The sequence below is a fragment of the Roseburia sp. 831b genome (assembly GCF_001940165.2).
Lineage (GTDB): Bacteria > Bacillota > Clostridia > Lachnospirales > Lachnospiraceae > Roseburia.
Genome location: NZ_CP135162.1, coordinates 625105 through 650276, shown reverse-complemented (window position 1 = coordinate 650276; position 25172 = coordinate 625105). Strand labels below are relative to the sequence as shown.

At 41.6% G+C, this 25172-nt stretch carries 24 protein-coding genes and 4 tRNA genes; 3 read left to right on the top strand and 25 right to left on the bottom strand.

The features are described 5' to 3' along the window. Nucleotides 1-39: 39 nt before the first annotated feature. Complete coding sequence (locus tag BIV16_RS02900; protein WP_075679428.1) at nucleotides 40-1905, bottom strand: PTS beta-glucoside transporter subunit IIBCA; 1866 nt, start codon at nucleotides 1903-1905, stop codon at nucleotides 40-42. 271 nt (nucleotides 1906-2176) lie between these two features. Here BIV16_RS02900 and BIV16_RS02895 point away from each other — a divergent pair, with 271 nt between their 5' ends. Continuing rightward, the gene (locus BIV16_RS02895) at nucleotides 2177-3175 is read left to right on the top strand and encodes a LacI family DNA-binding transcriptional regulator (protein ID WP_075679429.1); all 999 of its coding nucleotides are present in this window, start codon (nucleotides 2177-2179) and stop codon (nucleotides 3173-3175) included. Between the two features lie 116 nt (nucleotides 3176-3291). On the opposite strand, the gene ispF is transcribed toward BIV16_RS02895, so the two are convergent. The 7 genes from ispF to BIV16_RS02860 all read right to left on the bottom strand — a co-directional run bounded on the left by ispF (nucleotide 3292) and on the right by BIV16_RS02860 (nucleotide 7725). Next, the gene (gene ispF, locus BIV16_RS02890; protein ID WP_075679430.1) at nucleotides 3292-3837 is read right to left on the bottom strand and encodes a 2-C-methyl-D-erythritol 2,4-cyclodiphosphate synthase; all 546 of its coding nucleotides are present in this window, start codon (nucleotides 3835-3837) and stop codon (nucleotides 3292-3294) included. After that, on the bottom strand, nucleotides 3828-4214 hold the full coding sequence (locus BIV16_RS02885; protein WP_075679431.1) for a YbaN family protein: 387 nt from the start codon (nucleotides 4212-4214) through the stop codon (nucleotides 3828-3830). The genes ispF and BIV16_RS02885 overlap by 10 nt, the downstream gene beginning before the upstream one ends. A gap of 520 nt (nucleotides 4215-4734) precedes the next feature. After that, nucleotides 4735-4808 (bottom strand) — tRNA-Met (locus BIV16_RS02880). 41 nt (nucleotides 4809-4849) lie between these two features. Beyond that, a tRNA-Val gene (locus BIV16_RS02875) sits at nucleotides 4850-4922 on the bottom strand. An 8-nt stretch (nucleotides 4923-4930) separates the two neighbouring features. Beyond that, nucleotides 4931-5004: transfer RNA gene (locus BIV16_RS02870), tRNA-Met, on the bottom strand. 39 nt (nucleotides 5005-5043) lie between these two features. Next, a tRNA-Val gene (locus BIV16_RS02865) sits at nucleotides 5044-5116 on the bottom strand. A 155-nt stretch (nucleotides 5117-5271) separates the two neighbouring features. Beyond that, nucleotides 5272-7725 carry a homocysteine S-methyltransferase family protein gene (locus BIV16_RS02860; RefSeq protein WP_075679754.1) on the bottom strand — a complete coding sequence of 818 codons (2454 nt, stop codon included), beginning with the start codon at nucleotides 7723-7725 and terminating at the stop codon, nucleotides 5272-5274. Nucleotides 7726-7931: 206 nt separating this feature from the next. Between BIV16_RS02860 and BIV16_RS02855 the strand changes: the two genes are divergently transcribed. Next, nucleotides 7932-8780, top strand: coding sequence for a Cof-type HAD-IIB family hydrolase (locus tag BIV16_RS02855; RefSeq protein ID WP_159435917.1), 849 nt, complete (start codon nucleotides 7932-7934; stop codon nucleotides 8778-8780). Here the strand turns inward: BIV16_RS02855 and mnmA are convergent. Both mnmA and BIV16_RS02845 read right to left on the bottom strand, forming a co-directional pair. After that, entirely contained in the window at nucleotides 8777-9856 is a 1080-nt protein-coding gene (gene mnmA / locus BIV16_RS02850) for a tRNA 2-thiouridine(34) synthase MnmA (protein ID WP_075679432.1), read from the bottom strand. The genes BIV16_RS02855 and mnmA overlap by 4 nt on opposite strands. 112 nt (nucleotides 9857-9968) lie before the next feature. Further along, nucleotides 9969-11117, bottom strand: a complete 1149-nt coding sequence (locus BIV16_RS02845; RefSeq protein WP_075679756.1) for a cysteine desulfurase family protein — start codon at nucleotides 11115-11117, stop codon at nucleotides 9969-9971. A gap of 96 nt (nucleotides 11118-11213) precedes the next feature. Here BIV16_RS02845 and BIV16_RS02840 point away from each other — a divergent pair, with 96 nt between their 5' ends. Then, the gene (locus tag BIV16_RS02840; protein WP_075679433.1) at nucleotides 11214-12527 is read left to right on the top strand and encodes a polysaccharide biosynthesis protein; all 1314 of its coding nucleotides are present in this window, start codon (nucleotides 11214-11216) and stop codon (nucleotides 12525-12527) included. Nucleotides 12528-12663: 136 nt separating this feature from the next. Here BIV16_RS02840 and efp read toward each other — a convergent pair whose 3' ends face one another. The 15 genes from efp to pknB all read right to left on the bottom strand — a co-directional run bounded on the left by efp (nucleotide 12664) and on the right by pknB (nucleotide 25154). Next, nucleotides 12664-13221 carry an elongation factor P gene (efp, locus tag BIV16_RS02835; RefSeq protein WP_075679434.1) on the bottom strand — a complete coding sequence of 186 codons (558 nt, stop codon included), beginning with the start codon at nucleotides 13219-13221 and terminating at the stop codon, nucleotides 12664-12666. A gap of 170 nt (nucleotides 13222-13391) precedes the next feature. Further along, nucleotides 13392-13835 carry a ribose 5-phosphate isomerase B gene (gene rpiB, locus BIV16_RS02830; protein WP_075679436.1) on the bottom strand — a complete coding sequence of 148 codons (444 nt, stop codon included), beginning with the start codon at nucleotides 13833-13835 and terminating at the stop codon, nucleotides 13392-13394. A 70-nt stretch (nucleotides 13836-13905) separates the two neighbouring features. Continuing rightward, entirely contained in the window at nucleotides 13906-14406 is a 501-nt protein-coding gene (locus tag BIV16_RS02825; RefSeq protein WP_075679437.1) for a YqeG family HAD IIIA-type phosphatase, read from the bottom strand. Nucleotides 14407-14875: 469 nt separating this feature from the next. Beyond that, the gene (locus tag BIV16_RS02820; RefSeq protein WP_075679438.1) at nucleotides 14876-15262 is read right to left on the bottom strand and encodes a hypothetical protein; all 387 of its coding nucleotides are present in this window, start codon (nucleotides 15260-15262) and stop codon (nucleotides 14876-14878) included. A gap of 75 nt (nucleotides 15263-15337) precedes the next feature. Beyond that, nucleotides 15338-15790: a transcriptional regulator NrdR gene (nrdR, locus tag BIV16_RS02815; protein ID WP_075679439.1), complete on the bottom strand. Its 453-nt coding sequence runs from the start codon at nucleotides 15788-15790 to the stop codon at nucleotides 15338-15340. Between the two features lie 96 nt (nucleotides 15791-15886). Next, on the bottom strand, nucleotides 15887-16144 hold the full coding sequence (locus BIV16_RS02810; RefSeq protein WP_075679440.1) for a YlmC/YmxH family sporulation protein: 258 nt from the start codon (nucleotides 16142-16144) through the stop codon (nucleotides 15887-15889). Between the two features lie 78 nt (nucleotides 16145-16222). Further along, the gene (ychF, locus tag BIV16_RS02805) at nucleotides 16223-17323 is read right to left on the bottom strand and encodes a redox-regulated ATPase YchF (protein WP_075679441.1); all 1101 of its coding nucleotides are present in this window, start codon (nucleotides 17321-17323) and stop codon (nucleotides 16223-16225) included. 111 nt (nucleotides 17324-17434) lie between these two features. Beyond that, on the bottom strand, nucleotides 17435-17914 hold the full coding sequence (gene tenpIN, locus BIV16_RS02800; RefSeq protein ID WP_075679442.1) for a type III toxin-antitoxin system TenpIN family toxin: 480 nt from the start codon (nucleotides 17912-17914) through the stop codon (nucleotides 17435-17437). Between the two features lie 549 nt (nucleotides 17915-18463). Further along, complete coding sequence (locus tag BIV16_RS02795) at nucleotides 18464-18994, bottom strand: GNAT family N-acetyltransferase (RefSeq protein WP_075679443.1); 531 nt, start codon at nucleotides 18992-18994, stop codon at nucleotides 18464-18466. Between the two features lie 27 nt (nucleotides 18995-19021). Then, nucleotides 19022-19624 (bottom strand): HD domain-containing protein, encoded by a 603-nt coding sequence (locus BIV16_RS02790; protein ID WP_075679444.1) that lies wholly within the window; start codon nucleotides 19622-19624, stop codon nucleotides 19022-19024. Between the two features lie 23 nt (nucleotides 19625-19647). Continuing rightward, entirely contained in the window at nucleotides 19648-20706 is a 1059-nt protein-coding gene (locus BIV16_RS02785) for an acyltransferase family protein (RefSeq protein ID WP_143524700.1), read from the bottom strand. 51 nt (nucleotides 20707-20757) lie between these two features. Further along, entirely contained in the window at nucleotides 20758-21414 is a 657-nt protein-coding gene (locus BIV16_RS02780; protein ID WP_075679446.1) for a thiamine diphosphokinase, read from the bottom strand. 37 nt (nucleotides 21415-21451) lie between these two features. Beyond that, nucleotides 21452-22108, bottom strand: coding sequence for a ribulose-phosphate 3-epimerase (gene rpe, locus BIV16_RS02775; protein ID WP_075679447.1), 657 nt, complete (start codon nucleotides 22106-22108; stop codon nucleotides 21452-21454). A 34-nt stretch (nucleotides 22109-22142) separates the two neighbouring features. Next, a complete protein-coding gene (gene rsgA / locus BIV16_RS02770) occupies nucleotides 22143-23021 on the bottom strand; it encodes a ribosome small subunit-dependent GTPase A (protein WP_075679448.1) in 879 nt (292 codons plus the stop codon). A gap of 51 nt (nucleotides 23022-23072) precedes the next feature. Next, nucleotides 23073-25154, bottom strand: a complete 2082-nt coding sequence (gene pknB / locus BIV16_RS02765) for a Stk1 family PASTA domain-containing Ser/Thr kinase (protein ID WP_075679449.1) — start codon at nucleotides 25152-25154, stop codon at nucleotides 23073-23075. Nucleotides 25155-25172 lie beyond the last annotated feature (18 nt).

Below are 25172 nucleotides of genomic sequence, written 5' to 3'. Positions count from 1 at the left end.
GTAATCTCCATCCTTACGTATAAAACATTTTTTGTTGCACTATTTCTTAATCTCTAAAACAGTTTCTCCTGTATTCATTTTACCACGTTTCACCAGAGAAATCTCACTGTAATCGTCTGTATTTGTCACAACTACCGGTGTAATTGTATTGTAACCGGCTTTCTCGATTTCCTCTTTTTCAAACTGTAACAATACCTGTCCTGCCTGCACCACATCGCCCTCTTTTACCTTGACATCATAGTGCGCGCCTTTTAGTTCTACGGTATTAATGCCGACGTGAATCAAAAGCTCTACACCGTCTTTTCCAACGATGCCGACTGCATGACCGGTATCCATCACGGTTGAAACGGTTCCATCGACCGGTGCCATCACGATTCCCTCTTCCGGCACAACGGCAAATCCTTTTCCTAACACCTCGCCTGCAAACGTTGCATCCGGCACTTCACTTAAGGCAACGACCTCACCGCGGATTGGATTTTTCACAAAGGAAACTTCGTTTGTTTTGGTGATTTCCGGTGTCTCTTTTTTCTCGTCAACAGGGTCTTTGTAAAGTACCCAGGATACCGCAAATGCCACTGCAACCGATACTAAAATGATGAGTGCGTACTGCGCGGTATAATTGGTGGTAATCAGGAATCCAAAAATTCCGGTTACACCGTAGGCGGTTGCTCCAACGCCTGTCAATCCTGCCACAAGACCACCACAGGCTCCTCCGATACATCCGGCAATGAAAGATTTGAAAAAGCGGATGTTGACACCGAAGATTGCCGGTTCCGTAATTCCTAAAAATGCGGATAAGGAAGCCGGTAATGCCATGGATTTTGTCTTTGCATTTTTTGTTTTCACTGCTACTGCAAGTGCTGCTGCACCCTGAGCCACGTTTGCTGCTGTCGCAATCGGCATCCAGGTATTAATTCCGGTACTGCTCAAAAGTCCCGCCTCAATCGCATTATACATATGATGGACACCAGCTACGACCGTAGGTGCATATAATCCACCGATAATCATACCGCCAATTCCAAACGGCAGGGAAATAATGTTTCTTGCTCCCGTCAACACCCAGTTTTCAATCGTAGAGAAAATCGGTCCAATGATTGTCAGTGTCATATAACCGGTCACCAAAACCGTTACCAGCGGTGTTACAAATAAATCTATCATTTCTGGCACAATCTTGTGCAGTTTCTTTTCAATTACGGACATCAGCCATACTGCAATTACAACCGGAATGACGTGTCCCTGATAGCCGACTAACTTGACATCATAAAGCCCGAACCACACGCTTGCCGTCGGAATATCAGAGGCATTCATGCTTGCCACTGACCACGCATTGAGCAAGTCTGAATGAATCATAATCATTCCGATAACAGCACCCAAAAACATATTTCCGCCAAATGTTTTAGCTGCACTGATGGCAATTAAGATTGGTAAAAATACAAATGCCGCATTGCTGAATAAATGAATAATCGTATAAGTTCCAGAATTTGCCATGTCCGGCCATACGTTGCACAGTCCTTCTAAAAGTCCCATCAAAAGTCCGCTTGCGACAATTGCCGGGATAATCGGTACAAAAATATCGCCTAATGTCTTAATTGCACGTTTCGCCCAGTTCTGCTTTGCGGAAGCTGCCTGTTTGACATCCTCTTTCGTGCCGCCTTCAATTCCTGCCTGCGCGATAAATTCTTCATATACCTTGTTGACAATTCCTGTTCCAAAAATAATCTGAAGCTGTCCTGCTGCCTCAAAGACGCCTTTTACGCCTTCGACCTCCTCCAAGGCTTCCTTAGAGCATTTGCTGTTATCTGCAATGACAAGTCTCAGTCTCGTTGCACAGTGCGCTGCAGATACAATATTTGACTTCCCCCCGATGTTCTGCAAAACACCTTGTGCTGCTTTCCGGTAATCCATAGTTTTTCCTCCCATTTCTTTCCAGGCATTTTTACTGCCCTGTTGCATTTTGTTTCAATATGGAATCGTTCTCACATCTTGTTTGTATTATAACACTACAATTTTTTCATGTAAATTAGGAATCTATCACATTTATTTTTACTCGTTTTTATGCAATTTAGACAAATATTTATGGAATTGTATTTTGCGAAAAAATTTGATATGATTAGAAAGAACTTTTACGCTTATAGTAAGAACGTTCTCACATTGATAGAAAGTTGAGGTTGTTTCTATGAATATAAATGAAATCGCAAAACTCGCCGGTGTCTCACGCGCGACCGTTTCGCGTTACTTGAACAACGGCTATGTCAGCGAAGATAAAAAAATCAGCATCCAGAAAGTCATCGAGGAGACGGGCTATCAGCCTTCTGCCTCCGCACAGACGCTGCGCAGCAAGAAAACACACATTATCGGTGTCATCATTCCAAAAATCAATTCCGACTCCATCAGCCGCATGGTGTCCGGTATCAGCCGCGTCTTAACCGAAAACGGCTACCAGCTTCTGCTCGCCTGCACGGAGAACCAGGAGCAGAAGGAATTAGAGTACCTGACGATTTTCCGTGAAAACCATGTCGACGGGATTCTTTTACTTGGCACAATCTTTACCGCCGACCACATGGCAATGCTCGAACAGCTCTCCGTCCCGATTGTGATTCTAGGGCAAAATCTAAACGGCTATTCGTGTGTCTACCACGACGATTATTCCGCAGCCTACGAACTTACCAAGACACTTCTTCCGACCGCTTCTTCCGTCGGTTATTTAAGTGCAAACCCAAACGATGTTTCCGTCGGAAAAAATCGATTCAACGGCTTTTCCGATGCCACAAAGGAAGCTCATTTTCCAGAACAGAATATTTTCACCGACACCTGTGCTTTTTCTACGGAGTCAGGTTACGAACATGCCAAGGCACTTTTAGCTGACCACCCCGAAATTGACACGCTCATCTGCGCTACCGACAGTCTTGCCGTCGGCGCAATGATGGCAGTACGGGAAGCAGGGCGTGCCATCCCTTCCGAGGTTCAGGTTGCCGGCTTAAACGACAGCACCCTCTCGAAAGTGACGACACCGACGCTCACCACCGTCCACTTCTTCTACGAGGAAGCCGGGGAGGAAGCTGCCACCATTTTGCTCGACTCTTTAAAGAAAAAAAATCCAAACTCCTCCGAGCCTGGAAAAACATTACAATTACATTATAAGTTAATATTGCAGGGTTCTACGAGAACCTTATAGCGAACATTAAGCCGGGGCTGCCACAGATTTGTGTGACAGCCCCGGCTTTCTTTTTGTTCTGATTGGATGTCGCATATCCTGTGACAGTCTGGCTTTCTTTGCTCTGGCATGCGCTGTTATCTTGCGCCCTGGCAGCCGCCACATCCTGCACAGCCGGATGCAGAATCTGCTACCGCAACCGCACTCTCATATAACGTGGTCAGTGCACAGATTGCCTGTGAGGAGATTCCCTGCTCTGTTCCGGTGAATCCGAGCCCTTCCTCCGTGGTTGCTTTCACATTAATCTGGCTTACATCAATGCCAAGTGCTTCCGCAATATTCTGCTCCATCTGTTCGATGTACGGACGCATCTTTGGCTTCTGTGCAATGATGGTTGCATCAATATTTTCCACCATATAGCCTTTTTCCTGAATCAAATCTCTTACATGCTCTAATAATTTGATACTGGAAATTCCCTTATACTGCGGATCGGTATCCGGGAAATGCTTCCCGATATCTCCGAGCGCTGCTGCTCCAAGCAGTGCATCCATGATTGCATGTAACAAAACATCCGCATCGGAATGTCCTAATAATCCCAATGTATGCGGTATCTTCACTCCGCCTAAAATCAAATCTCTTCCTTCCACTAATTTGTGGACGTCGTAACCCATTCCTACTCGCATCTTTCCTCCGATTCCGGGATTGTCTTTACCATAAACACAAAGTAGATGATATGACATACCCATACAACTGCAAGCACAATTCTTGCGATTGGAACGCGGCTCATGCAAAGAAACCCGATTCCCATCATCAAGGACGCGCTTGCCATAATGGTTGCTTTAGTTCTGACTGTCATGCCCTCTTTCTTTACATACGATTCCAGATGTTTCCGGTACATCTTCGTCCCGGTAAACCAGTCATGAAGACGCTTGGAACTGTTTGCAAAGAAAAATACGGTTGCCAGATAAAATGGAACCGTCGGGAGAAGCGGAAGCACAATGCCCACCGTTCCTAATCCAAGGCTTAAACAGCCTAATATGACAAAAAGAATTCTTTTCATGTATGTTCTACCTCATTTCACTATTGTTTATTCAAACTTTGCACATTTGAAATTGCAAGACCCAAACAAGTTAGTCTTATCTAACTTTAGGTAGTTTATCATAACATGTCTGATTCTGTCAAAACTATTCTGGTGTGTGGAAACATTTTCCAGACACTGCTTTATCATAACATGTTAAACGGGATTTGGGTAGAAAAAAAGAAAAATAAAACAGCCAACTACGAGTTGGCTGTTTTAAGGAGAAGGTATTTTTACTATGGGGTTAGTAAAAAATATATATAATGTATTGGGGGGTTTTACAAGAAGTATAGTACCATAATCCCCACCATAAATGTTGCCAATCTTCTCCCTTTTTTTCTCTTTTTTTTATCTATTTTTACATTTATTTTTCAACTACAAATCAATTTCCCTATACATTATTGATAGAAATGTATCATTATGCAGAAACATGTATTTTTATAGGTATTACAGGCAAAAAAATAGAAAGCAACTATTCTTGCTTTCTACTCTTCATAGATAGTAGCGAGAGGGGGATTCGAACCCTCGACACTACGGGTATGAACCGTATGCTCTAGCCAACTGAGCTATCTCGCCATATGATATGCAAAAGATTTGCTTGCGCTTCTCTTTTGGAATGGGACCTACAGGGCTCGAACCTGTGACCCTCTGCTTGTAAGGCAGATGCTCTCCCAGCTGAGCTAAGATCCCATGGGAAGTAGCGAGAGGGGGATTTGAACCCTCGACACCACGGGTATGAACCGTGTGCTCTAGCCAACTGAGCTATCTCGCCATATAAATGCAAAAGATTGCTTGCGCTTCTCTTTTGGAATGGGACCTACAGGGCTCGAACCTGTGACCCTCTGCTTGTAAGGCAGATGCTCTCCCAGCTGAGCTAAGATCCCATGCGTTCGCTTTCGTAACGCGACTTTGATATTGTACAATAACGGTACATAAAAGTCAACTCTTTTTTTGATATTTTACACGAAAAATTTACACTTCTCACCAGAGTACGAAAACGCTTCCCCGGCGTTTTGCATACTCTGTAAAAATTTACTTTTTATGCCAACAGCTTTTCGACCAGTTTCACACAATCTGCTGCGTCTTTGGAATAGCCATCCGCACCAATCTCATCTGCAAAACTTGGTGTAATTGCCGCTCCACCTACAATAATCTTACTTGTGCATCCTTTTTCTTTTGCAAGTTCTACGACATCTTTCATTCGCATCATCGTTGTTGTCATTAGCGCTGACAATCCTATCAATGCCGCACCTTCTTTGATTGCGGTATCCACAATCAAATCCGCTGGGACATCTTTTCCAAGGTCAATCACGCGGTAACCATAGTTCTTTAACATTAATACGACAAGATTCTTGCCAATATCATGAATATCTCCTTCTACGGTTGCAATGACAAGTGTCGGCATCTCTTTTCCACTGTCGTCTCCGGCAAGCATCGGCTCTAAGTATTCGATTGCCTGTTTCATCGTATTGGCACTCGAAATCAGCTGTGGCAGAAAATATTTCTGTTTGTCAAACAACACACCAACTTCATTGATTGCCGGAATCAGGTGCTGATTGATGATTTCACCCGGTTTTTCTCCGGCATCTAAGCATTTCTTTACCTCGTCTAAAATTATGCTCTTATTTCCTTTTAAAACAGCCTCAAACACGGAGCTATGTTCTACGGATGTAGTTGTATCACCTGCACTCTCTGCCTTTTTCGCTGTCTTTTGTGTCGGCACCATCTGCCGTTCCATGCCGGCATATTTTTCTGACAAGAAATTCATGCGCTCGATGTAGCGGATGTCACTCTCTTCTTTATGTAACAGCAAATCAGACGCAAATGCAGCGTTCATCAAAAGCTCCTGGGACGGATTTGCAATCGCCATCGTAAGACCATTTGCAACCGACATCGTAAGAAATGCGGTATTGACATAGATTCTTTCTGGAAGGCCAAACGAAATATTGGACAATCCACAGACAGTCGGAAGTTCTAATTCATTTTTACAATAAGAAAAGGTCTCAAAACATGCCCTTGCAGCCTCCGGGTCTGCACCGATCGTTGCTACCAGTCCATCGACAATGATATCCTCTTTCGACATTCCAATCCGGATTGCCTCTGCTAAAATAGTACGGATAATCTCATGTTTTTCGGCGGAATCCTTTGGAAGTCCCTCATCCGACAATGGAAGCAGGATAAACATCGCACCGTAACGCTTTGCGATTGGCAACAGTTTCTCAAACTTTTCTTTTTCAAGCGAAATCGAATTAATCAAAGCACGTCCTGGATAAATACGCAGTGCTTCCTCAATGATATCCACGTGGCTGGAATCAATGCAAAGCGGACAGTCAACCGTTGACGTTACCTCGTAGATGACTTTCTTCATCATCTCTTTCTCATCGATTCCGTTCATTCCCATATTAATGTCTAAGATGGCAGCACCATTCTCTTCCTGCTCCACAGCCATGCTGCGCACCATGTTAAGACTGCCTTCTTTTAATTCTGCCTGCAGCTTCTTTTTACCGGTTGGATTGATACGTTCCCCAATCACCATGAAATTGCCATCTAACTTGATTTCTACAAGTTTACGTTCTGAAGCAAGTACACGTCTAGGCACCTTCAATGGCTCCTTTACAGGCATTCCAGTTACCGCTTCTTTCAACGCTCTGATGTGCTCTGGTGTCGTTCCACAGCATCCACCTAAAATTGCAGCACCTGCCTCCACTAACTTTTTCCCAACTGCGGCAAACTCTTCCGGCGTTGTCTTGTAAACGGTCACGCCATCCTCCAACTCCGGCAAACCGGCATTTGGTTTTGCAAAAACCGGAATTGTGGCATACTCTGTCATTTTAACTACAGGTGTAATCATTTCCTCCGGGCCGGTGGAACAGTTGATTCCGATTGCATCGATGCCAAGGCTCTGCAATACAACCGTCGCTGTCGCCGGGTCGGTTCCATAAAGGGTACGTCCGTCTTCGTTATAGGTCAAAGATACCATAATTGGCAAATCACAGACTTCCTGGATTGCAAGCACCGCCGCACGACACTCCTGTAAGCTCATCATCGTCTCAACGACAAAAAGATCCACTCCCGCTTTCGCCAAAATGGATGCCTGTTCTTTGTACACTTCCACCAATTCATCGAACATGAAGTCACCGATTGGATATAGCTGGAGTCCTGTCATGGTGATATCTCCTGCCACCAATGCCTTGTCACCAACCGCTTCCTTGGAAAGTGCCACAAGCTCTTCATTCATCTTTACAATGTTATCTTCCAATCCGTATTCTTCTAATTTAATGCGGTTTGCCGTAAAAGTCGGTGCATACACAATGTCACTTCCAGCCGCAACGTAATCCTGCTGAAGCTTCACCATCACTTCTTTATTCTCTAAAATCCACTCTTCCGGGCAGACGCCAATCGGCATACCAGCTTTTTGCAGCATCGTTCCGGTTGCTCCATCCAGAATAAGTGGTCCGTTTTCAATTCGTTTTCTAAATTCCTGTTTTGTCATTCTAATATCCATGCCCCTCTGCAGTTCACTATCTTTAGTTTAACACTTTAAATTGTTATCTATTATGACATTTCCAGCAAATGTCTGCAACCTTTTTTTCGTGTTTGAATTGCTATTTTCTAGAATTCCGTTATAATAAAAAGGTATTTTAACCCCAAATCACTAGCGTTTTACTAGGATTTATCAGAATCAGAATGGAGAAAAAAATGTCAAATCAAATAAAATTAGTTGCACTCGATATGGATGGAACACTTTTCAATAACCAAAGCCAAATTTCCAAGAAAGACCAGGATGTGATTCGCTCCATCACCGCTTCCGGCGTAGAAGTTGTTATCTCAACCGGACGCCCTTATGTCGGGCTTCCGCTAGAGCTTTTAACAAGCCTTGGCATCCGTTACGCTATCACGACCAACGCTGCCGGAATTTATGAACTTCCAACCAGAAAATGCATTCACTCTGAACCAATGGAGGCAGCTCTTATCTGCCCTATTTTATCCGAGTTGCTGCAAAAACAGATTCATATGGATGTCTTTATCGATGGGGACGCCTTCAGTCAGGTCAGCGTGCAAAAATATGTGCCAGACCTTGTATTTCCAGACTCCATCAAGCGTTACATCTCTTCCACCAGAACTTTAAAAGAGAACATTGTGGGATATATCCGTGAGAATAATTTGGATGTAGAAAAGGTAACCTTGAACTTTTGTCCGCTGGACGATGGTACCTTTTTAGACCGCGAAGCCGCAAAAGAAATTCTTCGCAAATACCCGGATGTCCATTTTCTTACTGGCGGCTACCACAATCTTGAGTTTACCAAAAGTGGAGTCACAAAAGGAAAGGGGCTTCGCATTCTCGCCGAAAAAATTGGCTGCACCATCGAACAGACCATGGCCTGTGGCGACAGTCAAAATGACCTTGATATCATAAAGACTGCCGGTGTCGGCGTTGCCATGGGGAACGCCTCCGAGGATATCAAAAAGGCTGCCGACTTTGTTTCACGCACCAACGAAGAAAGCGGTGTCGCATATGCAATTGAAAAATTTGTAAGGAACCGCTAGCAGATAATTCCACCGCCGGCAACATAATCACCCTGGTAGAATACCACTGCCTGTCCCGGTGTCACGGCACGAACCGGCTCTTCAAATTCACATTTTACTTTATCCTCCGCCACACGGATAACCTTACACATCGTTCCCGCATGTGAATAGCGGATTTTTGCTTTTAAACGCACTTCTGTTTCAATATCAGGAATCGCCATGAAATTAATATGGTCTGCATACAATTCCGTAGTGAAAACATCTTCATTCTCACCAATTACCACTTCATTGGTCTCCGGTCTAATATCAACAACAAAGACCGGATGGCCTAATGCAAGTCCGAGTCCTTTTCTTTGTCCAATCGTATAATGCGTAATTCCTTTGTGTTTTCCAAGAATCTCACCGTCTACGGTCACAAAGTTACCTGGAGGCGGCACTTTTCCTTTGCACTCACGGTCGATAAATCCTGCGTAATCATCGTCTGGAATAAAGCAGATTTCCTGGCTGTCTTTCTTGTGTGCTACCATAAGTCCGATGTCTTCTGCAATCGCACGAATCTGATCTTTCGTGTATGCTCCGACCGGCATCAAGGTATGTGACAGCTGCTCCTGTGTCAGATTATACAATGCATATGTCTGATCTTTTGCAGCTGTCACAGAATTCTTGATGGCATATCTTCCATTCTCAAGCTTTGCGATTCTTGCGTAATGACCGGTCGCAATGTAATCTGCCCCAATCGCAAGGCTTCGCTGTAACAATGCCTCCCACTTCACGTAACGGTTGCAGGCAATACACGGATTCGGAGTACGGCCTTTTAAATATTCCGCCATAAAATAATCCATGACATTCTCTTTAAACTCTTTCTTAAAATTCATCACATAGTAAGGAATCTCTAACCGCTCTGCGACTCTTCTTGCATCGTCCACAGCGCTAAGTCCACAGCAGCCTCCATTCGATTCCTGTGTAAATTCATCCTCGTCCTGCCAGATTTGCATGGTCACTCCAATGACGTCATATCCTTCTTTTTTCAAAAGATATGCAGCCACAGACGAGTCCACTCCTCCTGACATTCCAACTACAACTTTCTTTTTTTCCATCTCTATATCCTAAGCCTTTCGCTTTCTTTTCTTTTGATTCCTTTCTATTCTGACGTGACAATTCTGTTCTGTCAAGTGCCTTTTCTCAATTTCCTTCTATTACAAGCAGCATTTAAACCTCGTCTCTTAGGCGTGCAATATTTCGTTTTAAAGACGCTACCACATAATCAACCTCTTTTCTGGTAGAATCCTTTGACAGAGTCAGACGGATGGTGCCTGGTGCATACTCTTTTGACACTCCAATTGCCTCTATCACATACGATATCCGGCTTTCTCCTGTATTACAGGCAGAGCCTCCAGACGCACAGATTCCATCTTCGTCTAGCAGCACCAAAAGCGACGCGCCCTCAATTCCTGCAAAGCTAAAGCTTGCATTTCCGGGAAGTCTGCGGTTATAGTGTCCATTTAATCGGACATCATGAATCTCGTGCATGATTTTTTCCGTCATATAGTTACGCAGCATCGTCTCACGGCGAATTTTCATCCGCATATTTGACATGGCACTTTTTACTGCTGCTCCCATTCCTACGATTCCAGGAATATTTTCCGTGCCGGCACGCTTTCCTTTTTCCTGCGCCCCTCCATGGATAAAAGACGGTATTGTAACGCCTTCCCTGATATAAAGGAAACCAACACCTTTTGGTCCGTGAAATTTATGCGCACTTGCACTTAACAAATCAACCGGGTACTGCTGTACGGAAATCGGCAGCTGTGCATACGCCTGTACGGCATCCGTATGAAACAGCACGCCCGCTTCCCTTGCGATTCTGCCAATCTGCGTAATCGGCTCAATCGTTCCGATTTCGTTATTTGCAAACATAACAGAAATCAGTGTCGTATCTGGACGAATCGCATTTTTCACCTGTTCCGGGTTTAAAAAACCAGTTTCATCCACATCCAGATAAGTTACCTCATATCCTAACTTTTCCAGATAGGAGCAGGAATTTAAAACGGCATGATGCTCAATCTTATCCGTAATAATGTGCTTTCCCTTCTCTTTATAGGCACCCGCAATCCCTTTGATTGCCCAGTTGTCGGACTCTGAACCTCCAGATGTAAAAAAAATTTCCGCCGGCTTTGCATCGAGGCTCCAGGCAATTGTCTCCCTCGTCTCCTCTAACACTTTTTTACAGACTTCCCCTGCCTGATATGCCGTGGATGCATTTCCAAAATTTTCTCTTAGGTATGGCTCCATTGCCTCTATGACTTCCTGCGACATCTGTGTTGTCGCTGCATTATCAAAATATACCGGATGTTCCATCTTCTCCTTGCCCTCCATCAATCCTTCTTCCCATTTGCGTACTAATTTCATATTTTTCACATATATTTTCAATAATCCAACTTTTCGGAGGTTCCTTTGAACGGAAAACATTTCCTAAAAAATCCGCTGATTACCGGAACTCTTCTTTTAACCCTTGCCGGTGTCCTAAGCCGGATTATTGGCTTCTTTTATAGAATATTCTTATCACGCACAATTGGTGCAGAGGGTCTTGGCATTTATCAGCTTGTATTTCCTGTTATGGCACTCTGTTTTTCGATTACTGCAGCCGGAATTCAGACAGCCATCTCACGTTTTGTCTCTGCAAAAGCCGCCAATGATGACATGCCGGGGACGAGAATGTATCTCTATTGTGGCCTTGTTTTTTCCAGCATTCTTTCGATTGCAACCGGTTGTCTTTTATGGAAGGATGCCACTTTTTTTGCCACAACTTTTTTACATGAAATCCGCTGTGCTCCGCTTTTGAAAATTCTTGCATTCTCTTTTTTGCCATGCAGCATCCACTCCTGCATCAATGGATTTTATTATGGTTTAAAAAAAACCGGTATTCCGGCACTTTCGCAGCTTGTAGAACAGCTTGCAAGAGTCGGCGGCGTCTATCTGATTTACTTAATCAGCACCAGCCAGGGAAAAGATGTCACGGTGTCGGTTGCCGCCTGGGGAATCACGCTCGGCGAACTAGCCGGGATGCTGGTATCTCTTAGTGCCGTTCACTTTAAAAAAGCATCTGGCCGTATCTTATCCTGCTCCAAAGATTTGATGCGCATGATTGTTCCACTAAGTGCAAACCGGGTCGCCTTGAACCTTTTTTCTGCTTATGAGAATATCATGATTCCACACCAGCTCTGCCTCTTTGGCTATACCAATGCGGAAGCGCTAAGCGTTTATGGAATCCTGACCGGAATGTCACTCGCCATCATACTTTTTCCTACTGTTTTGACAAATTCAGTGTCTGTCCTGCTTCTTCCTACTATCGCCCAGGCTCAGGCGGAACATAACCAGAAAAAGATTGCAACTGCCATCAAAAAAACAATCGCCTATTGTACGCTGCTTGGTTTGCTTTGTACCATAGGCTTCCTTCTGACCGGGGATTTCATCGGCAATTTCATTTTTCAAAACACGCTCGCCGGCACTTTTATCCGTATCTTAAGCTGGATTTGTCCGTTTCTTTTCTTAAGTACCACTTTAAATAGCATCCTGCACGGACTCGGACATCCAGGCGTTACATTTGTGTTAAACCTGATTTCCTGTTTTATCCGAATTCTGTTTGTTCTCTTCTTCGTTCCTCAGTTTGGAATCCGCTCCTATCTGATTGGAACTTTGCTTGGACAGATTTTTATTTCTAACACAGCTATCATTTTACTATGTTCAAATTTCCAGAAGAAAAGCTAATTTTTATATAAAAATTCCATGCAGAAGCTACATACTAGAATTTCATTTTGCTGCTTGTTCTGGTAAAAGAAAAACCCCGAAAACATGATTGTTTTCGAGGTTTTTCGTTATTTCATAATAAAACTATGTCTAATCCTTAAACACGTGATAAATATTCGCCTGTACGTGTATCAATCTTGATAACATCATCCTGTTCTACGAATAATGGTACATATACAGTAGCTCCTGTCTCAACAACAGCTGGCTTTGTAGCACCTGTAGCTGTATCGCCTTTGAAACCTGGCTCTGTATCAACGATTTTCAACTCTACAAAAAGAGGTGGTTCTACAGCGAATACGCTTCCGTTGTGAGAACAGATTTTACACATTTCATTCTCTTTTACGAATTTAAGTGCATCTCCAATATCATCTTTGGATAATGGAATCTGATCGTATGTCTCAACGTCCATGAAGTAGTATAAATCGCCATCTGCGTATAAGTACTGCATATCTTTTCTATCGATACGTGCCTGTGGGCATTTCTCTGTAGGACGGAATGTCTTTTCTACAACACCGCCACTCTTGATATTCTTTAATTTTGTTCTAACAAACGCTGCACCTTTACCTGGTTTAACGTGCTGGAATTCAATAATCTGATAGATATTACCTTCTAATTCGATTGTAATACCATTTCTGAAATCTCCTGCTGAAATCATTCAAATTTCCTCCTTAAAAAATTGCATAACGAAACTTTGCCATTTGGGCAGAATTACCCGTGGCTATGCTCTCTGATTTCTCTATTTTATAATAAACAGCCTTATTTTTCAAGCTTTTTTTCTCATTAACGGCTGTTTTCATCCTATTTTCTAGGATTTTTTTGAAAAAACTAGTTATTTTCCTCGATGGCATGAATCATGTCGATTCTCGTCTGGTGTCTTCCACCCTGGAATTCTGCGTTAAGATATGCCTTTACAATATCTTTTGCAAGTTCTGTTCCAACGATTCTTGCACCGAACGCAATGATGTTCGCATTGTTGTGTTCTTTTACAAGTCTTGCTGTTGCAGTGTCAGAGCAAACGGCTGCGCGCACACCTTTTACTTTGTTTGCCGCAATTGAAATGCCAACTCCTGTTCCACAGATTAAAATACCACAGTCTGCTTCTCCTGCTACAACGGCACGTCCTACTTTTTCTCCAAATTCCGGATAATTACAGCTCTCATTTCCGTCTGTACCAAAATTTACAACTTCGTGTCCTAATTCTTTTAAATAATCTACAATGACAAATTTTAAATCTGTTGCTGCGTGATCATTTCCAATTGCAATCTTCATGTTCTACCTCTTTCTCTTCTTTTTTCCCTGGATGCCTTTTGGCACCGTGTACTACTTTACTGCAAATTGTCTATTTTTTCAACTGTCGTTTATAGAAAAACAACACAATTTTTTCCAAATAACGTTTCAATACAATCTGAATTTCTTCTTTTGGATGAATCGGCTTTACAAGAAATGTCCGGATTCCTGCGAGATTTGCTCCATATACATCTGTAAAAATCTGGTCTCCAACAAAAATCGTATTCTGTACGTTTGTTCCCATCTTCTCCATTGCCTTGCGGTAATTTGCCGGTTTTGGCTTTCCTGCCTTAAAAATATAGTCCACCTGCACCGCGTCGTTAAACATCTTCACACGCGGTTCTTTGTTGTTTGACAAAAGCATACAGGAAAATCCAAGCTCTTTTAAATGTGCAAAAAGCTTGATTGCCCGCTCATCTGCCGGCGCACCGTGCGGTACTAAGGTATTATCAATATCAAAGATAACGCCACGGTACCCTTCCTTATATAACTTGTCAAAATCTATTTGATAGGTGGAATCCACATATTCCCCCGGATAAAATTTCTGTAACATAATATCTCCAATCCTGCGCCGTCTTTCGGACATTTTAGTTTGAATTTATCAGTTTTTCTTCCTGTTGTCAACCATGAGGTATTTTTATATTTTCCTATACGGATTCGGGTGTCAAAAGGTTGCTTATAGTTTTCTTACTGGCAAATTACACAATGACAAGCCAATTTTGTTCCAATGAGTAAACATAAGAAAATTCTAAGTATGCCTGATAAAGATTATTTCAAAGTAACGTGACCGGCATTCAACGAGCCATCCATGGCTCGTGAAGCCTTGTTCTGCCATCCATGGCAGAACATCACTGGGGACAGAAAGGCATACTAAGATTTACTAACGTTTCCTCAAAGTCACAAAAAGAGTCTTGTCTTTGTGCAATTTGCCAATAACTAATTTATGAGCAACCTTTTGACACCCGAATCTCGTAAGAAAAAAAATGCCGTATGCATCACTACATACGACATTAAATCTTCTCTTATAAATAAAAATGTTCCATATCGGGCGGATTTAAATCTGTCATGCCATCCTTTTGTGCCTTTGACTCTCCGACAAAAAACTGATACTGCTGCAGAATCTGATCTTTCTTCACATCTGATAAAACCTGATTCACATCCAGTAATGCCAAATCACTGTCTGCGCCTTTTAGTTCATATTCCTGATCCGGCTCATACTGCATCGCATAGTCATAGGAATCAAAAGTCTGCTCTGCCTTCTTCGACTCTGTCTGAACTTCCATGGTCTGCTGCAAGTTCTTTTCAGCCTCCGGCTCTGTCTGCTCCATCTGCTGGCTTCTTACCTGACCATTCTTTATTTCGTTGTAATCATAAAAACCCGCATGCGTACGAATTCCAGAAATGTTCATATCTTACCCCTACTTAACTTCTTTTGTAGTTGCTTTATATATCGGAACAAAACTTCTTTTTCTAAAGTCCTTTTGCTATTTATCCAAAATTTTTTTCAGTTCACTCATGAATGTATTGACATCCTTGAATTCACGGTAAACAGAAGCAAATCGAACATATGCTACCGCTTCCAAATCCTTCAGTTTATCCATTACAATCTCACCAATCAGAGAGCTTGGAATCTCTTTCTCTTCCCGGTTGAATATCTCTGTCTCCACTTCATCTACCAGCTGATTAATCTGGTTCACAGAAACCGGTCTCTTGTGGCATGCACGAAGTACACCTGCCTCAATCTTAGAACGGTCATACTGTTCTCTGTTGTTGTCTTTTTTAATGACGATAAGCGGAATCGTCTCCACTTTCTCATAGGTTGTAAAACGCTTACCGCAGGCATCACATAATCTGCGTCGACGAATCGAATTATTATCATCAGCCGGACGTGAATCAATCACGCGCGTATCTTCACTACTGCAAAACGGACACTTCATAAAATACCTCCACAATAAACATTGATAAAGCCCTTATATTGTGTAGTATAGCTATCCTGTCTTCTCTTGTCAACATAATATAGTAGAAAAACCACATTATGTAACCTTATGTTTCGCCTCTTTTTCGTCAATCTCCACAAGAATAATGTCCGGTCCAATTTTTACAATCTTACACCACGGAATAAAGAACTCCACATCCCTGCAAAAAAGTCCGAAATATTTTCCCGGTCCTGGCACAATCAATGCTTTTATTATGCCGTCACATTCATCAATATCCAAATCCCTGACGCAGCCTAAACATTTTCCATCACAGATATTGATGACCTCTTTTTCCTGTAATTCACAAAAACGCATTGGAACTTCCCCGTTTTTGTATATCATATGCAAAACGAAAAAGATGATTCCAATGCGTCTTATGCTCTGACTTTTATTTTATACGTTGAAACGGAATAAAATAACATCTCCGTCTTTTACCACGTACTCTTTTCCTTCCATTCCGACAAGTCCTTTTTCTCTTGCTGCGGAAAGGCTTCCAAGCTCTAATAAATCTTTATAATTTACAACCTCTGCTTTGATGAAGCCACGCTCGAAGTCAGTGTGAATCTTTCCGGCTGCCTGAGGTGCTTTTGTGCCTTTTTTGATGGTCCATGCACGGCACTCATCTTCACCAGCGGTTAAGAAAGAAATTAATCCAAGCAAGCTGTAACTTGCAGCCACAAGTTTATCAAGTCCGGATGATTTTACACCAAGATCTGCTAAAAATTCTGCTTTCTCATCATCGTCAAGTTCTGCAAGTTCCTGTTCAATCTGTGCACAAATAACAAACACTTCTGCACCCTCAGCTTTTGCCATCTCACGCACCTTGGCAACGTATGCATTTGAAGCACCATCATCTGCAAGGTCATCCTCTTTTACATTTGCTGCATAGATGGTTGGTTTTGCAGTAAGAAGATTGTATCCTTTAAACCAAATCTGCATATCATCATCATCTGGCACTTCAAAGGTACGAGCCATCTTATTATCCTCAAGATGTGCCTTGACTGCCTCCAATAATTCCATCTCTTTTGCAAGAGTCTTATCCATACGAGCCTGCTTCTGTACCTTCTGAATTCTTCTGTCAAGAATCTCAAGGTCAGAGAAAATCAGTTCGAGATTGATTGTCTCAATATCACGTGCCGGATCAATGGAACCATCTACATGAACAATGTTGGTATCCTCAAAGCAACGTACCACATGTACGATTGCGTCTACCTCACGAATGTTTGCAAGGAACTGGTTTCCAAGTCCCTCACCTTTGCTGGCACCTTTTACAAGTCCTGCAATATCCACAAATTCGATTGTTGCCGGAGTAACCTTTTTGGTATGATAAAGCTCTCCAAGCTGCTCGATACGCTCATCCGGTACTGCTACAATTCCGACGTTTGGGTCGATTGTTGCAAACGGATAGTTTGCAGCAAGTGCGCCTGCCTTTGTAAGTGAATTGAACAATGTACTTTTACCGACGTTCGGTAAACCAACGATTCCTAGTTTCATTTTATATATTTCTCCTTTGAAAAAGATTATGTTCTTGAAGTTCTAAAACAACAACGTATAGTTTACCACATTGCGGGGGAAATGTACAATTTTTTCTTTCTATCCAAAAACCTATATGCCTAGTTCTTTATGAAAATATTTTAATGGTGAGAATCCATATCTTCTTTCAAATTCTCTTTTATGTAACAATTTGGTCCCCTTTATGTGTTCCACATAATCTTCAACAAATTCTATAGCTTCCTTCTTTATTTGTTCTAAATTTACCATAGTTTCATTAAATTCATCCTTATCTATGATAGCCTCAATGGAATCAATATAATCTGTCTTCTCAATGATAACAATCTTACTGTAATCCAGCCCAGACTTATGCACCTTAGCTCTTGCCGAAGTTGTAAAATGAAACGCATACCCATGCCTAATCTCTGTTCTATATGGAATACAGATAAAATAATCATAATGCGTCTGAAACAGTAAACAATTATATGCCCCCTGTTTCTTCTTTAAAATTTCCTTATATGGAGGATTCGGATATGCATGATAAAATTCATCCGTCAATTTTAGAATTTGATAATCATTCTCTGGTAAACTCATTCAATTTTTCTCCTTGGGAACAACTACTCGATTGAGTAAGAAAGAATCCTGCTTGCAGGATTCTCCGCCTGCGGCGGGTCGCATTTGCGACATTGTTCAACTCTGCCGCAGTGCGATTCTCGCGGAGCTTTTTTATGTAATAGGAATGAAATTTCCTATTACATAAAAAGAAACGAGAGACTTTCCAGCCTCTCGTAATCAGCTTCATCACTCGGTCAATTTTTATTTTACCGTCCTGTCAGAACCGTCACAGGACTCATCATACATGATGAAGAAGAACATTTCTGCTCTTAATTTTATTATATGCACATACTATGAAAAAATCAATATCATTTTATCACACAATCTGTTTTATTTTTCCGATTCACAATAAATCGCAATCGCTTCTCTTTCATTTTCCCAAATTCTACGAAAAGCAGCATGAGATTCTGCCAAGCTATTTTTTGTGCATCCACAGACTGACCCTTTCTCTTTTTCATTGTCAGAAATTTAATCTGCTGTGACAATGAGGAGTCCTATGGTGTCGTAATTTTCAAATTTTTTGTCTGTCTACTTATTTTCACAATAGAAAAGAATGTCTGCCTTTCCTTCCTGTTTGGTGTGTCGGTATACATTGGTATCCAATCCACCGATATAGAAACCTGAATTCAAATAAAACAAGCAGGCACCTGGGTTATTATCCTGACCTTGTGTATAAATGCCACAATAGCCCCGTGCAGCAGCTACCTCTTTTGCCTTCTCCATAAGCATTTTACCAACGTGCTGTCCACGATATTGATTGCTCACTTTCAGGTCATATAGGTACATATACTTAAAAAATCCGGGCTGTAAAATTGCAAGTCCGATACATTTTTCACCATCATAAGCGCCTAAGAACACACTGTCTGTCATGGAATCATAGTCATAATTTTCATCCGGGAAGCACATCTGTGTCACATTTTCCGGTGCGTAACGGACAACCTCATACGTCCACTGACCATCCTGATAAGATGGAATCACTTTTCCAAACAATGGAAACGGCTCATTTTTAATATTGATATCCGCTTTATGTTGTGCATCGATTTTTCTAATTTCAATCATTTTTTTCTCCTTATATGGTATCCTTTTTTATCCTTCTATTTCTTCCGGTGAAAATGTATCTTTTTCACATACAAGATAAACGTTCTGCTGCATCTTTTTCTCAAAGTAATGCAGCAATGCTATGTTAGCATCCCATTTTTCCTTCGGATAAGAACCGTACCGTTTCTTCACATCGCCCATTCGTTCTACGATATCCAGAACTCCCTCTGCCCCTGCAAGACTGTCGCATAACTGAATCAATCTGTCATAGTCATCATATTCTACTTTAGCAAGTTCCGTTTGTATCAGTCTTAATTCTTCTTCGGAAACATCAAATTTTCCAAAGTATTCATCTACTGTCTGGCTGTTAAAGGAATGTGTAAGGCAAATTTTTGCTACCTCATCGTACCCTAACTTTTTCATGTAGGTATAGCCATCTGAAACATGACCTAAATGTCTTGTTCCAAATTTTCTGCCGATATCATGTAAAAGTCCTAATATGTAAGCCTTTTCCGGATTCATATCCCCGCAGGCTGCGGCAATTTTTTCGGCACAATGAGCCGCCGTCAGGGAATGTTTTCCCCATGGTCCTGGATTCGACCGTAACCCATCTCGTACAAGTTCCATTGCTTCTTCTCTTGTTGGTAACATTATGGTTCCTCACTTTTTCTTTTTTATTTTCTATCTCTTTTTATCATTTTTTCTATCCATCCAATCACCTCTACCGTAAAAAGTGTAAGCAACAATGCACTTATCACCGATAGCGCATAGAGCAGATAAATTTCACTTACAACCTGTGATAAGTAATACTGGCTGATTACAATCCACATGAAATGGACAATATAAATCCGGAATGAATTTTTACTTAAGTATTGCGTCACTTTATTGTTCCAGTTCATATGCTTACCGGCAAATCCAATCACACCTAGAATTCCAAACCACTGTGAAATATCACAAAATATCGTATTCCAAACAGACGTTTGATTTTCAAGAAATACAAAAAGAATCACAAGACAACTTGAGGAAACTGCTGTAATGCCTAAAAAAATTCCCGCATATTTTTCCATGCGGTGTATCACTGTCTCCTCGGAAAAAATATAGTAACCGAGCAAAACCAGTGCAAAACTTCTTCCAATGCTTTTCCCTCCAAAATCAAGAACCGGAGCAAAAATCTCTGGAACTACTCCAATCAAAATCACCCCTATTAACTTGCAGTTTTCAAAACTCAAATCTGGCAAAAAACGTTTTTGTAACCCAATCACACCTAAAACCAGGCAAGATACCAAAAACAAAAAGAGCATGAACCATAGATGTCCTGGTGTAAAATATCCATCATACCCGGTAAAATCACTTATATGCGTAAAGAAAACCTTATAGTGGCTCAAAAAAGAACCACAATACCCATTGTGAAAACGGTCTGCATAATAAGTCATAACAGCAACTACCGTTGCAATTCCAATCAGTAATGGAACCAATAATTTATGAACCCGCTCCATCAGAAACTGCTTTGAGCTACGCTTTTTTAGAGAAAATTTAATACTCATACCTGCCAGCACAAAAAGAGTTGCCATATAAGGAGGATCAACAAAAATTACAAACGCAGATAATGGCTTACATGGTTCAAACCAAATATAGTTTCCTTCCCATCCATTCCATGCCATTGCTGCATGAAAAGGTATCAGTAATAAAATAAAAATCCATCTAATGTTGTCTATGTAGTATTTTCTTTTCATATCATCCCCATCTTCATCGCACTTGATATGTGAAGAATCCACCAAGTATTTTTACATTCTGTCTCTGGATTCAACTACAATCAGTATTCCATCCTCAAACGAAATCTCTGCCACATCCTCCTGTATCTCATTGCTGATTCCAAGCGAACAAAATCCTTTTAATTCATAATGGTCGAGCGGATATTTCATTCCCGTTAACGTAAGCCCTTTGACGCTTTGCGTATAAGGAATCAGCGACACATAATCGCCAAACTGGTTTTGTTTGTCTAACCGGATTCCGGTATCAATCATCTGTATCCTATTATAAGCATCTAACAGATAAATTTTTACATGCTCTAATAGACCAATTCCCAGCAATTCAATATTGCCAAGCACATGGTCTAATCTGGTTCCGGTTGCACCTAAAACAACAATCTCTTCTGCCCCCATAGAGATTGCGCGTCTGATTGCAGACTCCGTGTCTGTGTCATCCTTAATGGGATTTAATTCCTGCCACAAAATCTGCTCCTTTTCTTTAAAGTAAGATAAGGTTTCCTGGCGTACGGAATCGAAATCTCCGATAATCACATCCGGTACGAATCCATTCCGATAAAAAAATTCCATCCCGGAATCTGCAGCAAGAATACAATCAAATTTTTCTGCTTTCAGATATTCTGTTGCAAAGGAATCCTGTATACTTCCTCCTGCTACAAGTAAAAATCGTTTCATTCTCTTCTCCTCCTTTTGCCAGCTCTTTTTCCCGAATCTATTCTGCATTTAAAATATCTAAGAAACGATAGATATTTTCAGAGATATCTCCTTTAAATACTGCACTTCCTGCAACAACTACATTGGCTCCTGCATCAAGAAGTTCGGATACATTATCTAAATTAGCACCACCATCTACCTCAATATCTGTCTTAAGGCCGCGTTCCTCAATCATTTTTTTCGCATCCCTTACCTTATCGATGGTATATGGAATCAGGCTCTGTCCGCCAAATCCTGGATTTACCGTCATGATTAAAACCATATCAACTTTTGGAAGTACATATTCGATTGCACTGAGTGGTGTTGCAGGATTTAATGCAACGCCGGCCAAAACACCTTTTTCCTTGATGGCATCGATGGTACGGTCTAAATGTTTACAAGCTTCAGCATGAACTGTGATGATGTCTGCTCCAGCATCCACAAATTCATCAATATAACGTCCCGGTTCCTCAATCATAAGATGTACGTCAAAAATACGTTCGGTACATGGACGAATTGTTTTGATAACCGGAAGTCCAAGTGAGATACTTGGTACAAACATACCGTCCATAACATCAATATGAACGTACTGTGCGCCAGCCTCGTCGAGCATCTTAATCTGCTCTCCTAATTTTGAAAAATCTGCTGATAAAATAGATGGTGATAAACAGTTCATGATAATCCTCATTTCTTCGCTTGTTTTGCGTTCTTTAATATTTTTTTACATTTTTTAATTCGTCATAAAGCAATTTATAATTTTCATAACGAATGGTGCTTATTTTTCCTTCTTCCAAGGCATCTTTTACCCCACAATCCGGTTCACTGATGTGACTGCAGCCTTGAAAACGGCAATACGGTTCATATTCCGCAAATTCTGGATAAAATTGCTGTAAATCCTCTTTTTCAAACCCTGGTATCAGCAGGGTAGAAAAACCCGGTGTGTCCATGATATAAGTATTTCCCTCTATCGGGATAATCTCGGAATGTCTGGTCGTATGCTTTCCACGCTCAATCTTCCGGCTGATGGTTCCGGTTTCCATTTTGACATTCGGCTGAAGTGTATTAATCAGGGATGATTTTCCAACACCGGACGGTCCAGCTACTGCCGTGGTTTTCCCTTTTAATACTGCTTGAAGTTCATCAATTCCTTCGCCCTCTTTTGCACTGACAAAAAGCACCTGGTATCCACAATTTTCATAGATTTTGGAAAGGCGAGCCTGCTCTTTTTCCTCAACCAAATCCTTTTTGTTAAAACAAATCGTCACCGGGACATTTTGATATCCCATCATAACAAGAAAACGGTCGAGAAGATTAAAGTTTGGCTGTGGCTTCGCCGCGGCAAAAATAATCAGTGCCAAATCAATGTTTGCCACTGCCGGTCGAATCAGCTCATTTTTCCTTGGTAAAATGGATTCGATATTTCCTTTTTTTAAATTTTCATCAATCACCGCAATCCTTACATCATCTCCGACAAGCGGTTTGATTTTCTGATTACGGAAGGCTCCTTTTGCCTTACATTCATAAATTCCGGATTCTGCTACGTGAACGTAGTAGAACCCGGAAATTCCTTTTACAATCTTTCCTTGCATAGAAAAGTTTTCTCCCTATTTTCTTTTGAACAAGAAATCATATTCAGTTTTCTATTGTTCCTGGAAAGTAACATTTTGTGTCTGTGTATTCATCGTATTGCCAGATGCATCCATCCAGGTAATCTCAACTGTACCGGATGTCTGTCCTTCAATTCCTGATTTTGAAATACTAAGTGGGAAGGATGCGATAGACTGGTTCGACCAAGTCTCTAACACATTTCCGGAAGCATCTTTTAACACAATGTTTGCAGCACTTACGTTTTCATTTGTTGTGCCATCATCATTCTTTGGTGCCTCAATCTTAGCACTGAAACTATATAATTTGACCTTTGGTCCTAAGCTGACTACAAGTGTAATTGAAGTTCCTTCATCCACAATCTTACCGTCTGCAATGCTCTGTGAAATGACAGAACCTGCTGCAACGGTATCACTGTAATCGGAGGATACGCTGGATACGGTAAGACCTGCACCTGTTAAAGCAGAAGTTGCAGCATCCTGTGACTGACCTAATACATTAGGTACGGTTACCATCTTAACACCCTGACTTACCGTAATGGTAACCGTGTCACCTTCTTTTCCACTTGCACCGGCATCTGGAGTCTGGGAAATAACTTTTCCCTCTGCGACGGTATTGTTGTACTCATACTGGGTTGAAACTTTAAATCCTGCACTCTTTAAAGTAGAACCTGCAGAACTCTCATCACTGCCAACAACGCTTGGTACTGATATCTCACCTTTTCCGCTGCTGATTTTTACTTTAATCGTTGTATTTTCTGCTATCTTTTCACCCTTTTTGTAATCCTGCTCGGCAACTTTGCCTTCCTCGACAGTATCAGAGGAAACGGTACCATTATCCTTGATTCCAAGTTTTATCTTCTTTAATGCTGTCTGAGCTTCCTCAAAAGTCATGCCTGTAAGGTCAATCATTTCAACTTTCTTTGCGCTCTCATCTTCTGTTTCTGTCTCGGTCTGTGTCTCAGTCTGTGTTTCTGTCTCGGTGTCCTTACTGTGACCGCCGAATTTTACAAGTCCAAAGAAACTTGCAATCAGATAGATGATGATTCCGACAATGACCACTCCGGCTGCAATTCCCATGATAGTGATTGCTTTTTCCATCTTTGGATTGATTGCCTCATCATCGTCCTCTTCGTCCTCTTCGTCGTAATCCTCGTCCTGATTCTCTTCTTCTGGTTCTTCATCCTCGTTGTAGTAGACACCACTGGTCTCTTTTTTGATGGCATCTAACTCATCTTTTTCAATGACACGGGTCTTATCCTGATTGCTGAGTGGAACCATCACTACAAAATCCTCGTTTGGACTGATAAGTGCCTTTTTCAAATCCATTAAAAGGTCTCCCATAGATTCGTAACGTCTGTCCGGATTCTTCTGGGTACATTTTAAAATGATTTTTTCCATGCTGATTGGAAGATCTGGCGCATAGGCACTTGGCACAACCATCTCTTCCTGTAAATGCTGGATTGCAACTGCAACCGTTGTGTCTCCATCGAATGGAACACGTCCGGTTACCATCTCGTACATGACAATACCGAGCGAATAAATATCACTTTTTCCATCTACAAATCCATTTCTGGCCTGCTCCGGTGAAGAATAGTGAACCGAACCCATCACATCGGAATTGATGGTGTTGGATGTCGCAGCACGTGCAATACCAAAATCGGTTACTTTTACTTTTCCTTCTGTGGAGATAATAATATTCTGTGGCTTAATGTCACGATGCACAATATGTTTATTGTGTGCGGCTTCAATACCACGTCCTACCTGAATGGCAATGCTGACTGCCTCTTTAAAGGAAAGCTGTCCTTTTTTCTCGATATATGTTTTTAAAGTAATGCCTTCTACATATTCCATCACAATGTAGTGCATTCCATTTTCGCTTCCAACATCATAAATATTTACAATATTAGGGTGTTCTAGTCCCGCTGCAGACTGTGCCTCCGTACGGAATTTTGTCACGAAATTAACATCTTCTGAAAATTCCGGTTTCAATACCTTTATTGCTACAAAACGGCCAAGTGTATGATCTTTTGCCTTGTAAACATCAGACATTCCGCCTGCACCAATCTTGCCAACGATCTCATAACGATCTGCTATATATGTTCCTTCTGTCAACATAGATCTTCTATCCCTTTC

What these genes read in the sequence shown, in the direction of transcription:
- BIV16_RS02900 (WP_075679428.1), bottom strand. Translation starts at nt 1,905, where the DNA reads ATGGATTACCGGAAAGCAGCACAAGGTGTTTTGCAGAACATCGGGGGG.
- BIV16_RS02895 (WP_075679429.1), top strand. Translation starts at nt 2,177, where the DNA reads ATGAATATAAATGAAATCGCAAAACTCGCCGGTGTCTCACGCGCGACC.
- ispF (WP_075679430.1), bottom strand. Translation starts at nt 3,837, where the DNA reads ATGCGAGTAGGAATGGGTTACGACGTCCACAAATTAGTGGAAGGAAGA.
- BIV16_RS02885 (WP_075679431.1), bottom strand. Translation starts at nt 4,214, where the DNA reads ATGAAAAGAATTCTTTTTGTCATATTAGGCTGTTTAAGCCTTGGATTA.
- BIV16_RS02860 (WP_075679754.1), bottom strand. Translation starts at nt 7,725, where the DNA reads ATGACAAAACAGGAATTTAGAAAACGAATTGAAAACGGACCACTTATT.
- BIV16_RS02855 (WP_159435917.1), top strand. Translation starts at nt 7,932, where the DNA reads ATGTCAAATCAAATAAAATTAGTTGCACTCGATATGGATGGAACACTT.
- mnmA (WP_075679432.1), bottom strand. Translation starts at nt 9,856, where the DNA reads ATGGAAAAAAAGAAAGTTGTAGTTGGAATGTCAGGAGGAGTGGACTCG.
- BIV16_RS02845 (WP_075679756.1), bottom strand. Translation starts at nt 11,117, where the DNA reads ATGGAACATCCGGTATATTTTGATAATGCAGCGACAACACAGATGTCG.
- efp (WP_075679434.1), bottom strand. Translation starts at nt 13,221, where the DNA reads ATGATTTCAGCAGGAGATTTCAGAAATGGTATTACAATCGAATTAGAA.
- rpiB (WP_075679436.1), bottom strand. Translation starts at nt 13,835, where the DNA reads ATGAAGATTGCAATTGGAAATGATCACGCAGCAACAGATTTAAAATTT.
- BIV16_RS02825 (WP_075679437.1), bottom strand. Translation starts at nt 14,406, where the DNA reads ATGTTACAGAAATTTTATCCGGGGGAATATGTGGATTCCACCTATCAA.
- BIV16_RS02820 (WP_075679438.1), bottom strand. Translation starts at nt 15,262, where the DNA reads ATGAACATTTCTGGAATTCGTACGCATGCGGGTTTTTATGATTACAAC.
- nrdR (WP_075679439.1), bottom strand. Translation starts at nt 15,790, where the DNA reads ATGAAGTGTCCGTTTTGCAGTAGTGAAGATACGCGCGTGATTGATTCA.
- BIV16_RS02810 (WP_075679440.1), bottom strand. Translation starts at nt 16,144, where the DNA reads ATGCGTTTTTGTGAATTACAGGAAAAAGAGGTCATCAATATCTGTGAT.
- ychF (WP_075679441.1), bottom strand. Translation starts at nt 17,323, where the DNA reads ATGAAACTAGGAATCGTTGGTTTACCGAACGTCGGTAAAAGTACATTG.
- tenpIN (WP_075679442.1), bottom strand. Translation starts at nt 17,914, where the DNA reads ATGAGTTTACCAGAGAATGATTATCAAATTCTAAAATTGACGGATGAA.
- BIV16_RS02795 (WP_075679443.1), bottom strand. Translation starts at nt 18,994, where the DNA reads ATGATTGAAATTAGAAAAATCGATGCACAACATAAAGCGGATATCAAT.
- BIV16_RS02790 (WP_075679444.1), bottom strand. Translation starts at nt 19,624, where the DNA reads ATGTTACCAACAAGAGAAGAAGCAATGGAACTTGTACGAGATGGGTTA.
- BIV16_RS02785 (WP_143524700.1), bottom strand. Translation starts at nt 20,706, where the DNA reads ATGAAAAGAAAATACTACATAGACAACATTAGATGGATTTTTATTTTA.
- BIV16_RS02780 (WP_075679446.1), bottom strand. Translation starts at nt 21,414, where the DNA reads ATGAAACGATTTTTACTTGTAGCAGGAGGAAGTATACAGGATTCCTTT.
- rpe (WP_075679447.1), bottom strand. Translation starts at nt 22,108, where the DNA reads ATGAACTGTTTATCACCATCTATTTTATCAGCAGATTTTTCAAAATTA.
- rsgA (WP_075679448.1), bottom strand. Translation starts at nt 23,021, where the DNA reads ATGCAAGGAAAGATTGTAAAAGGAATTTCCGGGTTCTACTACGTTCAC.
- pknB (WP_075679449.1), bottom strand. Translation starts at nt 25,154, where the DNA reads ATGTTGACAGAAGGAACATATATAGCAGATCGTTATGAGATCGTTGGC.